Below are 13116 nucleotides of genomic sequence, written 5' to 3'. Positions count from 1 at the left end.
TCATCTGAAGTCCATAGGACAATCAGCTAACCAACCGCTAACCAAATCATTTTTTAATTCTGCTACAGATGTAATCGTCATTATTTTACCAAAAGCTTGACTTAACTTAACCTCAAAATCTTTCAATATTTCATTAAATAGTTCTCCATTGATAGATCTATCTAAATTCATATCACATTTTACTTGTGCCTCTATTTTAAATGTATGAGATATATTAGTTATACTCTCATACAACTCTGGATTTGATATTCTTAATTGGTTTAAAATCTCAATTCCCTTTGTATAATAACTTACATAGATACTTATTAAACGATTAAATCGGTCTTCATCAAGATCATTACCTTTTGATGTCATTATAGCCTTCAGCTTTCTTTTAATATTATCTACCTTTTCAGATTGACAATCACTCCAATTAATTTCTCCGGTATGTCTGTATGAAAAGTCATATTTGAAATTATTTTCTAGGTTTATTAATGTATTTATTTCCTGAAAAAAATCTTCTTCAGTTTTAATTAAAATATTAAAGTCTTTATCTATATAATCTAAACCATTATTATTTTTTGCATCGATCACAACTTTTTTCTTATCAGTACGGTGCTTTAAAATTCTCTTATCCCTATATTCTGGTACAACGAAATGCCATTCTTTGACGTTTACAATTCCAATGCTTTTTAACCCTTCGCCATTACTAATTAATTTATTTATGTCTTGGGTCATTTTAATACGTTGCTTTTTATAAAGTTCATCATCAGTATATTCTTTTTCAGGGTAATAGCACTGATATACAATGCCACTATGAGTATAACCTTCTACTCCAAAGTCACCTTTGTGTGTAGGAGGTACTTTTTGATATCCTTCATCCTGATACCTTATTCTGTAACAACTATCACAAATCACTTCCCATAAATCCCCACTTAACTCTTTGTTCATTAATTTCAACATATTACCATTGGTCCTCCTATATATATTTAAATCTAATTTCTTTACTTGGCGTAGCTTCTAAAGCAATTACATCTATAGTAAAAATAGAAGAATCATTTTCATACGTAACATCAATTAAATTAAAGGGTCTATAAATTTTTAAGATATTGATTTTTGTCCTACCGTAGTATATAAATTCTCTTTTTTCAAGGAGTTCTTCTAACTCCAATAAATTCATAATAATCACTCCATTATAAAACATATGGACTATGTAAATCTTACCATATAATAGTATCTATTTGTTGATAACACTCATTTTAATAACACTATTATTTGTACAATTTCTAACTAATCACCTTGCGTGTTTTATCAGATATGCCGACCATAACATCTTTCTTTTTTAAAATGCAGAAATATTTGTCGTTGAATTACAGTTATATGGTATATGTGCTATTTTAATTGTTCAATCAATTGAAGATAAAGGACATAACCGCTATCATGGAATAAAAAGGGAAGTGATAACATGAACGTAGATGAAAACGGAAAAATCAAGCTGCCCGACTCGTTCGCAGAAAAGTTAGACGGTCGCCCAGTTGAACTAAAGATAGAGAACGGAATGATTGTTTTATCAAAAGCGGAACCTGATTATCAATTAACGTTGCGTCCGAAAAAGAAAGGGGATGCATCATGAAAAAATACATAAAAGTAGCCCGCTCACTTATTCTACTCGGTGCACATGTTGCTTAGTAAACTTTCCGGAAAAAAAGTAGCGAGTTCTTGATTCCAAACATTCTGCTTGAATATGAACCTCCTACTAGAACGTAGACTGCAGTCCTTTTCTATTTGGCAAACAAAAAAGAGAATACGAGAAAATAAGACATGAATTTTATTTATGATTAGGAGTGAAGCCAATGAATCTTCATGAGATATTAAATTCACTTTCTTATGAAAGACCCGTGTTTTATTCAGAAGCAGATTTTCAACATGCACTAGCATGGGAAATACACAAGAAACACCCTCAATATCAATTACGACTTGAATATAATCCACATGTTTTTCAAGGAAGAACTCATATAGATATTTGGGTAAGAACTGATGAAGGTATTAATATAGCAATTGAACTAAAATATAAAACAAAGAAAACAAGCATTACTTACAATAATGAGATATTTAATTTGCAAAAACATGGTGCTCCGGCAAATAACAGATTCCTAGTAGTAGGGGATCTGCAGCGAATTGAACATACTGTGAGAGAATGTGAACAAACGATAGGATATGTAATAATGTTAACAAATGACAATGGATATTGGCGGGAATGGAAAGAAGGGGAAACAAAAGACAGAGACTTTCGTATACAGCATGGTAGACTTCTTACAGGAGTTTTAAGATGGAAAGAGGACACGGCTCCTAGTACTATTAATAAACATGGGGAATCCTTAACAATAAGTGGTCGCTATCACCTTGGCTGGAAAGATTATTCTAATCTCAGTAATGTTAACCATGGCTTATTCAAATATTTGTTAATAGAGGTTAACAATTTATAAAGTTTAATCCAGTATTTTAATTTGTCCCCTATTTTTCCTCCACTCTCATTCCACTCTTCAATATAAATACAAAATGCGTTGGCGAGAGAATCTCAATCTTCTCTACCAACGCATTGAATATGTCATCATCAAATTGTTCTAGCAAGCCCTGCTTACTCTGAATGGTCTGGATAATTTCCTGCACCCGTTGCTTGTACTGTTCTTTCCCATGCTGTTCCTTATCCAGTTCTAACCGTTTCATCCGTAATTCATCCAGTTCCTGCGACATCCGGTTTTGCTCTTCATTATAGACTTCTTCATCAATCTGCCCTCGAATCTGTAGTTGCACCAAACCTCTAAGCTCAGATTTTATCTGTTCCATTTTAGCTTCAGTGTCTTGAATTACGGCAGCTCCTGCTTGTTTCGCCAACACTTTCTCAATGTTATTGTACAGGGTTTCTATAAAGCCATCCTTATCTGCTTTTATTCTATTGAATGTCCGAACAAAAGCTTCCTGTAATACTTGTTCGTCCACTGCTTTCGCATCACATGAATCTTTTCCTTCATTAATATAGGTTTTGCATTGCCACACAATTTTCTTTGAAGCATTGTTGCTGTTCCATGTTCGGCGTTTATAGATATTCCCGCAATTTCCACAGAACACTTTTCCGCTGAAAGCATATTTACTGGAATACTTTTGCCGGTTTCCTTGTAAGTTTCCCTTCAACAATGCTCTCCGTTCTTTCTCATCTTGTACTTTCTCAAACATTTTTTTGGAGATAATCGGTTCATGGTTCTCTTCTATGTAATACTGTTGTTCCTGCCCCGCATTTTTTACACGTTTATGGGTAAGAAAATCAACCGTTACTGTTTTCTGTTGTAATAAGGCTCCATAATATTTTTCATTGGTTAGAATCTTTGTGATGGTTGAATCCCACCATTTTTTATTTCCTGTTACCGTTGTAATACCGTCTGCTTCAAGCCCATTTGCAATAGCCTGATAGCTTTTTCCCTCTAGGTATTCCTGATAAATTTTCCTGACAATCTTTGCTTCTTCCTCATTTATAACTAACTCTCCATTTTTATCTTTGTCATAGCCAAGGAAGCGTGCGGTATTGCAAAATACTTTTCCGTTTTGAAATCCCTTTACTATCCCCCACCTTGAATTCTCTGAGATATTCCGGCTTTCATCCTGTGCAATGGAGCTGAATATCGTAAGGAATACTTCTCCGGCAGAATCCAATGTGTTGATGTTCTCTTTTTCAAATAAAACCGCGATCCCTTTACTCCGTAACTCACGCACATATTTTAGTAAGTCCATCGTGTTCCGTGAAAAGCGGGATATCGACTTTGTTAGGATTAAGTCTATTTTGCCAGCTCTTGCGTCTTCTATCATCCGTTTAAATTCTGTTCGATTTTTCGTATTGGTTCCGGAAATGCCTTCATCAGCGTAGATGTCTACGAACTGCCAATCCGAATTACTTTGGATATGATGTGTATAGTGATTCAATTGATTCTCATAGCTTTCCTTCTGCTCTTCCGAATCGGTGCTTACCCGACAGTAAGCTGCCACTTTTTTCTTTACCTTTTGAAATTCCCCTTCCATTGTTTCGGCTGATTTCACCGGAATAACTTTTACTACTTTGGCCATTCGTATCACGCCTCCCTCTTATATTCTGATTACACACACATGGTATAATTGGTGTACCAACCAAGCAAGTCATTTCTTTATTCTTCCAATTAATTAAATGATCGTTGATTCTCCCGATCAATTGCCATAAATTCCTCTTCGGAAATGAGATTCATCCTCTTTAATTCATGTAAAATATGTAAGCTAAGCAAATAATCTGTTCTGTCTTTATTCATTCTATCCCCCTCCAGGATACAAATTTTTAAAACAAATGTACTGATATAAATTGCTGTTGGTTTTTGACCAAAAGAAAAAACCGCCCATAATTAGGCGGTTAATTGAACTATCGATTGATCTCCGTTAGAGAAAAATAAGCTATTGATTTCATCAGATAGATAGTCGAACCTGATAGCTAATAATTTTTTACCTTTTCCTTTTCTTTTTATTTTTTACTTTTGCTTCTATCTTGATTTATTTCTTTATCAGAGGATCTAACTTAAGGGTCTTTTACGCATAGAAAAGGACATTACCCCAATTCGAAGAATTTTTCAAGTGGACAAACCACTAGGTCCTAAAGAAGTTACATCAGCCCATAAGTGAAATAAAAGAAATTGGGGCGCAAATTGGCAATAAATCATAGCAGGCTTCCGTTAATTTTTTCACTATATTTTAATCTTACTATTTTAATCTTACTATAACATGGTTTTAAAAAAGCATGTATCTTTGTGTTGATACAAGGAGAAATAAAATAAAGTTGTTGAAAAACTGTAAAAAAGGAGAAATAGTTTGGAAACGAATCAAAATAATTTAAAAATTTTACTTAACAAGGTGCCAGAAGTTACTATCTTCTTTTGGATAATCAAGGTTTTATGTACAACTGTCGGTGAAACATTTGCTGACTTCATAAATTTCAACCTTGGTTTGGGTTTAGGTAACACTACCATCATTATGGGAATAGCATTTTTTATTGCATTGTTTTTTCAATTTAGAGCAAGGAAATACAATGCAGGCATTTATTGGCTAACGGTTGTGCTTATTAGTGTATTTGGAACTTTGGTAACTGATAACTTAACGGACAATCTTGGGGTACCTCTTTAAACAAGTACCGCAGTATTCTCCGTACTGCTCGGATTAACGTTTCTTTTTTGGTATCTTAGTGAAAAAACACTCTCGATACACTCAATTTTTACCAAAAAAAGAGAAGTTTATTATTGGCTCACCATCCTTTTCACATTTGCACTTGGAACAGCAGTCGGTGATTTATTCTCCGAACAACTAGGTCTTGGTTATCTACGAACAGGAATATCCGTAATTATAATCATCGCTTGCATATTCTTGGCGTATAAAGCGAAACTTGATGCAATATTAGCTTTCTGGATTGCGTATATTCTTACTCGCCCACTTGGAGCATCGTTAGGAGATTACTTATCTCAGCCAAAAATTAATGGTGCATTAGGTTTAGGAACAACCATTACGAGTGTCATTTTTCTTGTAGCTATTTTAGCAATCATTGTTTTTCTTGCTGTTACAAAAATTGATACAACAAAAAGTGAAACGGCAGAAACAAACCAAACAAACGGAAGCAAGAAAAATGTTCTGTTACAAACCATTGTGACACTGATCTTTTTCTTAGCTGTTGGTATTGGCGGTTATGTTCAATTAAACAATAATGTCGCAGGATCATCCGATTCTACACAAGCTGTGCCAGCTTCTTCACAATCTTCATTGGCTGGACAATTAAATGATTTTGTTAAAATCGAAAATGATATGCTAAATGCAGTAAACAAAAAGGATTTTGCTTCAGTAAAAAAAGGTGCGGATACTTTGGAACATGATTGGGACGCAGCGGAGCCTAAGCTTCGAAAAATAGACGGCACAACTTGGGCCAAAATCGATGGAACCATTGACGTTGTATTAGCAGCAGCTCGTTCTGGAAACCCGGATGCCAACCAGAATAAAACGGCACTTAATAATTCACTTAGTGTATTAAATGGAGCAAATAAAATAGCAGCAAAAGCTGCTTCTTCGCAAGCTACTGTAGCTGAAAAATCGCAAACTGTTGCTTCCAAAAATAAATTAGCTGGACAATTAAATGATTTTGTTAAAATTGAAAACGATATGCTAAATGCTATAAACAAGAACGACTTTGCAACGGCAAAAACAGATGCAGACCAACTAGAACATGATTGGGATGCAGCGGAGCCTAAGCTTCGAAAAATGGATGGCGTAACATGGACCAAAATCGATGGAACCATTGACGTTGTATTAGCAGCAGCTCGTTCTGGAAACCCTGATGCTAACCAAAATAAAACGGCACTTAATAATTCGCTTAGTGTCATAAACGGAGCAAATAGTTAAAAAAAAGAAAAACCAGCTAATTGACAAACGGCTGGTTTTTCCTTATTGAGATAGGAAAAAAACTATTTTTCAACTTGGATTAAAAATACAAACGAAAAAGTAAGCTGAATTATGTTTTGGATATAATCGTTGGATTACCGATTAAATAGCCTTTAAGCCAATTGATTTATCAATATACAAGAGCCGATTACTCCGGTCATAACATCTTAATGTGATTGTATAAGGATAGCCTAAACATTTAATGGTGCAGCTTGTATCATTTATAATCGTAAGCGTGTATTTCGTAGTTGGCGTCGTTCCAGGTATGACTTCAAAATCGAATTGGCTATTCGGTACATCAAAACCATTATTTTTTCTGTTCCCCACAAATGTTCTGGTTGCATTGTTTGCTATCGAGACACCAATGGCATTCACGATATCTATTGTATAATTGTCTTGCGGTGAAGAAACGATGGTAATCGCAATGCTACTGGTGGCAGGCTGATCCAAACCATTATCTATCCCTAATGTTGCCGTTATATTGACGTTTCCGGTATTTAAGAACGTGACGAGTCCATTGGCATCCACTCTAGCTTTTGTTGGATCGGAACTAACAAAATTAATGACTGGATTTGTCAAAGCAGATAGGGTTCCTCCTATCGTGGCAGTAGCTACCACATTAAGCTGAAGCGTTTGGGTTACGCCCATTTGAATGGCACTTCCATTCGATATTGCCAAGCTATAATGAGCCAATAAATTCGTATCAGCAATTTCATTAACCTGGTCATCGTTGCTTCCGAGCGAGACTTTTTCACAATAAAGGGTTCTCAAACCCGCATGTTCCGTTGTAAATCCATCCACTTTCCATTTAGCACCCATCTTGAGAAACTCTAGATTAATGGCAATCTTTTTTGCTAAATCGGTATCCTGAATAATGGCTTTCAAATTTCCAGACCAAACACTGATGGTTGCAGATGTGGAAATGGATTGTGTAGCCGGTTCAAAAATGGCGGGAAATACTTCTACTCTGTTATTTAAAATCATTTTAAAACTTTGTTCTACTTTTCGAATCCTACTTCTGTATGTTTTAAAAGATTGATGTTTATTCACCTGACCGATAATAAACCAATCAACATTTTGGTATTGTATCCTGTCACCTGTTTTAAAGAGAAAGTCCGTAATCATTTCCTTATCATCTTCATAGTTAATCTCGCTGCTAGCATCTAGTAGTAATGCCTTTGCAGGTATTCCATTGTAAATAATATCCTCGCCTTTTTCAAAAAGGAGAAAATCGAACATGTCATCCATTAGAAGTGGCATCTGTTACACCTGCCTTCTTACCTTGTATAAATAGATTTCCATATAATCACTGTATGTTTTTATCTTCAAAACCTTATAGATGAATCCCTCAATTTTTAAAAACGTTGATAAATCAATGAGCGGCTCAATATAATCGATGAATAAACATTTGTGAATATCAAATTTGAGTTTTTCAACTTCTATATATGTAGTCCGTTGTCCTTGTGGCTCTTGAACGTCTCCTACAATTTGTTTCATGGCTGTGTTTGTAGGGCTACTCCCTAGTATTTGTATAACGGTATCATCAAACATAGGACACCACCTTACGATAATACGATATTCGGCAGCGGTAATGTAACCCAAATGCTTGGAGGAATCGCTTCTTCTATGTACGTTTTACTTCTCGTTCCTTCAGTCATGTCTTTAAGCCCTAAAGACTTTTTATTTTGATAGAAGTATAAAGCCAATTCTGCTGTCTGATTGGTTAAATCTACAGCAAAATAGTCCTCTTCGGTCATGACACAGTATTTTAGTATGGCATTTTTAGCTTTTGTAAGATAGAAATTTAAAAGGACGTCATTACTGGTATCTGAACTGTCTATCTGCAATAAAATCTTTACTAAACTTAATGGATCATTCATGACATCGCCTCCTAATTAAATAGATAGGAAGGGGCGTTGCACCCCTTCCCTGATATGTAGATTATGTATAGGCAATTTCTGCAAGCACAGCATATTGGGGCATCACAATTTTTGCACCGGAACAAATTTGCCCCATTGCGATATCGCTAAAGCTGTTAGCATTGTATTGACTCTCGATCACTTTATTTTCTGCAAATCCTGTAACATGTGCCAGCGTGCGTCCGGCAACAAACGCTAAACATTCCCATGAATCATTGACGCTTGCGACCTTTTTAATGGGGACATCCACCGACTGAACGATCGTCAAGTTACCGACGGTTGTCACATAGCCATTGATAACATTACTAGCTTGTTCGTAGGCTAATCGGATTGTATTATCTTTAGCAAGCAACCCTGCAATTCTTGGAGGGAGGACAACCACTCTGCCAGCCACGGGTATTTCTAATTCTGTCATTTTCACGTCTAAATCAATCAGGTAATCATAAATATCGGTTTTATCTACGGATGTTTTAGGGATGATGTGCGCGGAATTCACAATATCGGTATACTTAGACAACACAAGCTTGTCTGCATCCCTCGCAATTTGAACGCCAATATCATACAACGACTTTTCGAACATTCCGGATGGCATACCCTCTGCAATATCCTTATGTTGGATTTCGAATTTGTAGTTTTTGTCTCTTTCGATGGTTAGCAATAAAGCTGTAGAATCTAACTGGTCTGCCTGTCTGTTTAGAGGATTGGTTTGTGTATCATACAATGTAGGCGGCACTAACGTATTAATTCGTACCGTAGTACCTAAACCCTTTACCTCGCCTTCATATTCCGTCGTACAAAACTGTCTAACGATGGACGCGTTCCTCTGTGCTAAAAGCACCTCTCTTGATACGGTTTCTTGTAAAAAATTATTAGCCATTTAAATCACCTATTCCTTTCAATTTTTATTTGATTAATCCTTGCTTATAGGATTCCAGAACCTTCCCTTTATTTTTGCTGTACCAGTCCAGGTTATTTTTGTTCTTATCATATTCTGCTTGCGTAATGGTTTCCGTTGCTAGCGTATGATTATGTGATGGCGGAACGTATGAGCCTTCTTTTAAAATCGAATCTCTGACAGACTGGGTATAAGCTTGCAAGGACGTATCCAGTGCAGATAAATTATGTAAGGTAGATTCTTCATCTTGTCCCAAGAAATAATTCACTAAATCTAACGGTAACTTCTTCTCAGTGGCTACTTTTAACGCTTGATTCGTCAACGTTTCTCTAGTCTTTTCTCTTTCTAACGCTTCAAATTTATTCTGTAGCTCCTGGAGTTTTAAGTCCTTGGGGTCCAGTTCTGGATTCATTTTTTTGATTTCTTCCTGAACCAGCTTGGTAAGATTGTTTTGCTTGAATGTTTCTATGCCCTTCGTCACTTTACTATCCGCATAAGAATGGAGATACTTTTTCCCCTCTTCATTTGACTCTAAGAAATTTTTAACCCCATCAAGTGAAATTAATCCCTTCATGTAGCCTTTCACTTCTTCATTATCCTTGTTTGCTTCAAAATAGCTTTTTACCTCATCAAAATTTTCAATGGCCATCCTTATCCTCCTTTTGCCCTTGACAGTTTATATAAGCCTATCAAGTTCCTAGTATTTTGTAATTTATTCTTTAACGTCTGTAAATTACCAAAAAAGACAATAAAAAAAGACATGGTTTCCATGCCGTTTCTGCTCTTACGCTTGTCCCCTGCAGGACTATTTTGTTTGTTTGCGTCTCTTATTGCTTATTCGTCACCTATTACTCCAATATTAAAATTGGGGACATCACTCGGAACGCCATTATCCGGTACAGTATCGTTATTATCATTACCGTTAGCTTGGTCATAGGGGTTAACAAAAGCATCCGCGTTAAGGTTATTTTGACGTTCTGATTTGATTTTCTGCATTTCAAGTCGAGGATTTTCCACAAAAGGTAAGAGAGACAATTTCGTTTCTTGACTTAACTCTACCCCTCCTAATTGCGAAATCATATTGCTCAGCATGAGTAAATCAGTCGGAACGTTTGGTGTAAATCGGATATCAACGTTTTTGTAATCATAGCTTTTATTGTCTCTAATTTTTAAATACTGAAAGAGAAACTTCAATCGTGTACTTATGATATCCGCTATACTGTCACTCATTAATTGGCAACGTTGTTCCAATGTGATAAGCCTTCCCCTCAAGGCAAGAGAGCTGGTGTTGCTAGTTGGCTGCTGGGAGAAGTTGATATGGCCTGTACACTCATATATTTTGTCATTTAACTCTTGCAGAATCGTTTTCAAAAAGGCATCATTCAATTCTTTTATTAAAAAATCAATATTGGCATCCTTGGGAACATTAATAATCCCTTTGCTATCAAAGAATTGGATATCTTCTTCTTTAACAACCGCTCCCGTAATCTTTAAAAATGAACTTCTCAGGTCTGAGTTTTCATTTACCCCGTTACTGAGCGTTATGTTAAAACTGTCATTCAAGCTTTTAATCATATCGAAAATTGTCCTGTTAATATGGCAAAAGGCAACGGGGACTCTTCCAAAAATATTCACGTTTCTACTTACTTCTTGATAGGTGTTATTAATATACGTAATAATCTCATTTGGCGTATACACATCAACGTATTCATTGAAGTCAAAGGGTTTTCGGTAAAAATGAAGAAACAATGTCACCACATTATTTTCATCAATCACCGCATAGCCCGTCTTGGGGTCCACAATTCTTGCACAAAATTCTCCATCTTCATTGATATAATAAAGCTCAAAAACCTTTCCGTAGATGCCCAAATCTGTACATAGTGCTTGATTATGCTTTCTACTCCAATGCGCCAAGTTGTAATCAATGTCCATAATGATACTTTCATCACCATTTTTAGGGATGAGAGTAACCGGTTTCCCAAGAATATAGCTCGTCTCTTGGTCGATAAATATGCCAACGAAATTACACTGTGCGATTTGATTACTTCTCCTGTCCTGCGTTTTATAATTTTCCTGAATGTCATGCCTGTCCTGATAATAATTATATTTCTGCTTGTTAAATGGCAATTCACTATAGAACTTTGTGCTACATAAATTTAAGGTTTCTATCATAATTCTTATCACCTCCAAAATTTAAAACAGTAAACTTCGATCAAAAAACTTAATGCCCTTTACTCCCTGAATCAACTGAACTGCCCCATACAAGCTATCTGGCGCATCATCGTATTTGCAGTTCTTGTTATAATCTTTCACCTGGTTGTTATAGCGTATATTATCCCGATTGAAGAGAATATGCCCCTTTTTAACATCCGGCTCCAGGCTAATAATTCGCTCATGCTTTTGTCCTTTGCTGTTTACACTTTCCACTTGAACATACAATTTCGCTTTCCATAGCTCCTCTTCAAACTTCTGTTTCATATAACTCTGCGCCTGTATGGTTTCGAATCCTATCTTACTGATTGGATACACGTTCAACTTTTCGATAGCTACTTGAAACAAATCATCGGGTAGCAGCTTAAAAACATTGCCATCAATGACATAGGATTGCTTCGTTTTTCTGTGCTGGCCTAGGATCGTTATTGCCGAGTAGTCATTCCGTTTTCCCGCTTTTATGGCCGGATCGATATACATGACTACCTCCATCTCGTCAAACTCCGGCAACCGATCCCAATATTGAATCTGTTGGAATATGTATTCATCTGTAGAGCGAGGGTCATTTTGCAGTTCCTTATAGAATGACTTCTCACCCATCGCTTGCTTCTTGCACATGAGATAGTAATAGTCCAAATACTCATTCCACAATATCTCAGTTCCTTCAAGCATCTCTTCTTTATGGACATAAAAAAACGACAGGGCTGTGTTGATCCTGTCTGCATCCTGCAAATTATTATATAGGGCTTCCCACTCTGCCCATAAGTCATCTCGTTCGGAAAAGCAAATGACTGCCGACTTTTTAATGCTGCGAGCTCCCGGTATTTTTCCCTTTAATAAATCCGCCATCAAATCTTCTTCATTTAATATGGTGCCGCAGATTAGAATATTGGTATCCCTTGTTCCGATTGGCAACACAACATCCGTAAATGTGTTTTTAACGGCCTCACGCTTTGTTTCAGACTTTGCCGTATCATCTTTAAGCAAATCATCCAGCAATACAAGCGTTGGTCTATGCTGTTTATAGTGGATGCCACGGAGTGACCCATCGATTCCTCGAATCATAATGCAGGAATCCAACCCGCCGCTGCTCCTTATCCAGATTTCATTGTTGTTCCATCGATTCCCTTTCTGGATGCCAAAGTCCTCAATCAGCAGCTGATTGTTCTCCAGCTCATCTTTAATCATATCGAGGAACGGAAGCGCAATCTGCTCAGTAGCCGAAATGATTAAGGTGAATTGTGACTTGTCGTAGAGAGTGGCATATAGCGGAAATAAAAAAGAGTTAATCGTGCTTTTGCCATGTTCCCTTGGCAGTCCAAAAGCATTGATTAACCCTTTATTCGATAACATATATTTAAGTTCTGTAAACAATTCCTGATGAAACTTGCCAAACCTCCGGTCAAAGTATTTCGGGAAGTAGCAGAGAGCAAAAAACTCGATATCCATTTCACCGATCAGCTTACGGAGTTCAGAAAAGGTGAATGTTTCTGCGAGTTGTTTGATTTTATCATTGGAGAAGTGTTTTTGTAGATAACATTTTAATAAAACATTATTTTTCTGAAACTGTTCTTGAATTTTTACCACCTCCATGTAATCAAAAAAATAAGGCTGCTACAA

13 protein-coding genes and 1 pseudogene are annotated in these 13116 nt (G+C 36.3%); 3 read left to right on the top strand and 11 right to left on the bottom strand.

The features are described 5' to 3' along the window. Together PP175_RS03920 and PP175_RS03915 are read right to left on the bottom strand one after the other, a co-directional pair. Window positions 1-942 (bottom strand): hypothetical protein, encoded by a 942-nt coding sequence (locus tag PP175_RS03920; RefSeq protein WP_272441535.1) that lies wholly within the window; start codon window positions 940-942, stop codon window positions 1-3. A gap of 16 nt (window positions 943-958) precedes the next feature. Next, entirely contained in the window at window positions 959-1159 is a 201-nt protein-coding gene (locus tag PP175_RS03915; RefSeq protein WP_272441534.1) for a hypothetical protein, read from the bottom strand. A 285-nt stretch (window positions 1160-1444) separates the two neighbouring features. Here PP175_RS03915 and PP175_RS03910 point away from each other — a divergent pair, with 285 nt between their 5' ends. Next, window positions 1445-1612 carry a hypothetical protein gene (locus tag PP175_RS03910; RefSeq protein WP_272441533.1) on the top strand — a complete coding sequence of 56 codons (168 nt, stop codon included), beginning with the start codon at window positions 1445-1447 and terminating at the stop codon, window positions 1610-1612. 220 nt (window positions 1613-1832) lie between these two features. After that, on the top strand, window positions 1833-2465 hold the full coding sequence (locus tag PP175_RS03905; protein ID WP_272441532.1) for a hypothetical protein: 633 nt from the start codon (window positions 1833-1835) through the stop codon (window positions 2463-2465). 28 nt (window positions 2466-2493) lie between these two features. On the opposite strand, the gene PP175_RS03900 is transcribed toward PP175_RS03905, so the two are convergent. Both PP175_RS03900 and PP175_RS03895 read right to left on the bottom strand, forming a co-directional pair. Then, on the bottom strand, window positions 2494-4095 hold the full coding sequence (locus PP175_RS03900; protein WP_272441531.1) for a recombinase family protein: 1602 nt from the start codon (window positions 4093-4095) through the stop codon (window positions 2494-2496). A gap of 89 nt (window positions 4096-4184) precedes the next feature. Next, a complete protein-coding gene (locus PP175_RS03895; RefSeq protein WP_272441530.1) occupies window positions 4185-4310 on the bottom strand; it encodes an SHOCT domain-containing protein in 126 nt (41 codons plus the stop codon). A gap of 550 nt (window positions 4311-4860) precedes the next feature. On the opposite strand from PP175_RS03895, the pseudogene PP175_RS03890 reads away from it, so the two are divergent. Then, window positions 4861-5625, top strand: a pseudogene (locus PP175_RS03890) (COG4705 family protein); the annotation flags it as partial. A 948-nt stretch (window positions 5626-6573) separates the two neighbouring features. Here PP175_RS03890 and PP175_RS03885 read toward each other — a convergent pair. The 7 genes from PP175_RS03885 to terL all read right to left on the bottom strand — a co-directional run bounded on the left by PP175_RS03885 (window position 6574) and on the right by terL (window position 13083). Continuing rightward, the gene (locus PP175_RS03885; protein WP_272441529.1) at window positions 6574-7731 is read right to left on the bottom strand and encodes an Ig-like domain-containing protein; all 1158 of its coding nucleotides are present in this window, start codon (window positions 7729-7731) and stop codon (window positions 6574-6576) included. Between the two features lie 3 nt (window positions 7732-7734). Continuing rightward, window positions 7735-8022 (bottom strand): hypothetical protein, encoded by a 288-nt coding sequence (locus tag PP175_RS03880; protein ID WP_272441528.1) that lies wholly within the window; start codon window positions 8020-8022, stop codon window positions 7735-7737. A gap of 11 nt (window positions 8023-8033) precedes the next feature. Beyond that, complete coding sequence (locus PP175_RS03875; protein ID WP_272441527.1) at window positions 8034-8351, bottom strand: phage head-tail connector protein; 318 nt, start codon at window positions 8349-8351, stop codon at window positions 8034-8036. Window positions 8352-8412: 61 nt separating this feature from the next. Then, the gene (locus tag PP175_RS03870) at window positions 8413-9267 is read right to left on the bottom strand and encodes a major capsid protein (protein ID WP_272441526.1); all 855 of its coding nucleotides are present in this window, start codon (window positions 9265-9267) and stop codon (window positions 8413-8415) included. 25 nt (window positions 9268-9292) lie between these two features. Further along, window positions 9293-9934 carry a DUF4355 domain-containing protein gene (locus PP175_RS03865; protein WP_272441525.1) on the bottom strand — a complete coding sequence of 214 codons (642 nt, stop codon included), beginning with the start codon at window positions 9932-9934 and terminating at the stop codon, window positions 9293-9295. Between the two features lie 185 nt (window positions 9935-10119). Beyond that, complete coding sequence (locus PP175_RS03860) at window positions 10120-11457, bottom strand: phage portal protein (RefSeq protein ID WP_272441524.1); 1338 nt, start codon at window positions 11455-11457, stop codon at window positions 10120-10122. 21 nt (window positions 11458-11478) lie between these two features. Next, window positions 11479-13083, bottom strand: a complete 1605-nt coding sequence (gene terL, locus PP175_RS03855; RefSeq protein WP_272441523.1) for a phage terminase large subunit — start codon at window positions 13081-13083, stop codon at window positions 11479-11481. Between the last annotated feature and the right edge of the window lie 33 nt (window positions 13084-13116).

This window comes from Aneurinibacillus sp. Ricciae_BoGa-3, assembly GCF_028421645.1.
GTDB lineage: Bacteria > Bacillota > Bacilli > Aneurinibacillales > Aneurinibacillaceae > Aneurinibacillus_B.
The sequence above is the reverse complement of the archived record's forward strand: the minus strand, read 5'-3'. Positions and strand labels throughout refer to the sequence as shown.

What these genes read in the sequence shown, in the direction of transcription:
- PP175_RS03915 (WP_272441534.1), bottom strand. Translation starts at nt 1,159, where the DNA reads ATGAATTTATTGGAGTTAGAAGAACTCCTTGAAAAAAGAGAATTTATA.
- PP175_RS03920 (WP_272441535.1), bottom strand. Translation starts at nt 942, where the DNA reads ATGTTGAAATTAATGAACAAAGAGTTAAGTGGGGATTTATGGGAAGTG.
- PP175_RS03885 (WP_272441529.1), bottom strand. Translation starts at nt 7,731, where the DNA reads ATGCCACTTCTAATGGATGACATGTTCGATTTTCTCCTTTTTGAAAAA.
- PP175_RS03870 (WP_272441526.1), bottom strand. Translation starts at nt 9,267, where the DNA reads ATGGCTAATAATTTTTTACAAGAAACCGTATCAAGAGAGGTGCTTTTA.
- PP175_RS03875 (WP_272441527.1), bottom strand. Translation starts at nt 8,351, where the DNA reads ATGAATGATCCATTAAGTTTAGTAAAGATTTTATTGCAGATAGACAGT.
- PP175_RS03865 (WP_272441525.1), bottom strand. Translation starts at nt 9,934, where the DNA reads ATGGCCATTGAAAATTTTGATGAGGTAAAAAGCTATTTTGAAGCAAAC.
- PP175_RS03910 (WP_272441533.1), top strand. Translation starts at nt 1,445, where the DNA reads ATGAACGTAGATGAAAACGGAAAAATCAAGCTGCCCGACTCGTTCGCA.
- PP175_RS03880 (WP_272441528.1), bottom strand. Translation starts at nt 8,022, where the DNA reads ATGTTTGATGATACCGTTATACAAATACTAGGGAGTAGCCCTACAAAC.
- PP175_RS03860 (WP_272441524.1), bottom strand. Translation starts at nt 11,457, where the DNA reads ATGATAGAAACCTTAAATTTATGTAGCACAAAGTTCTATAGTGAATTG.
- PP175_RS03895 (WP_272441530.1), bottom strand. Translation starts at nt 4,310, where the DNA reads ATGAATAAAGACAGAACAGATTATTTGCTTAGCTTACATATTTTACAT.
- PP175_RS03905 (WP_272441532.1), top strand. Translation starts at nt 1,833, where the DNA reads ATGAATCTTCATGAGATATTAAATTCACTTTCTTATGAAAGACCCGTG.
- PP175_RS03900 (WP_272441531.1), bottom strand. Translation starts at nt 4,095, where the DNA reads ATGGCCAAAGTAGTAAAAGTTATTCCGGTGAAATCAGCCGAAACAATG.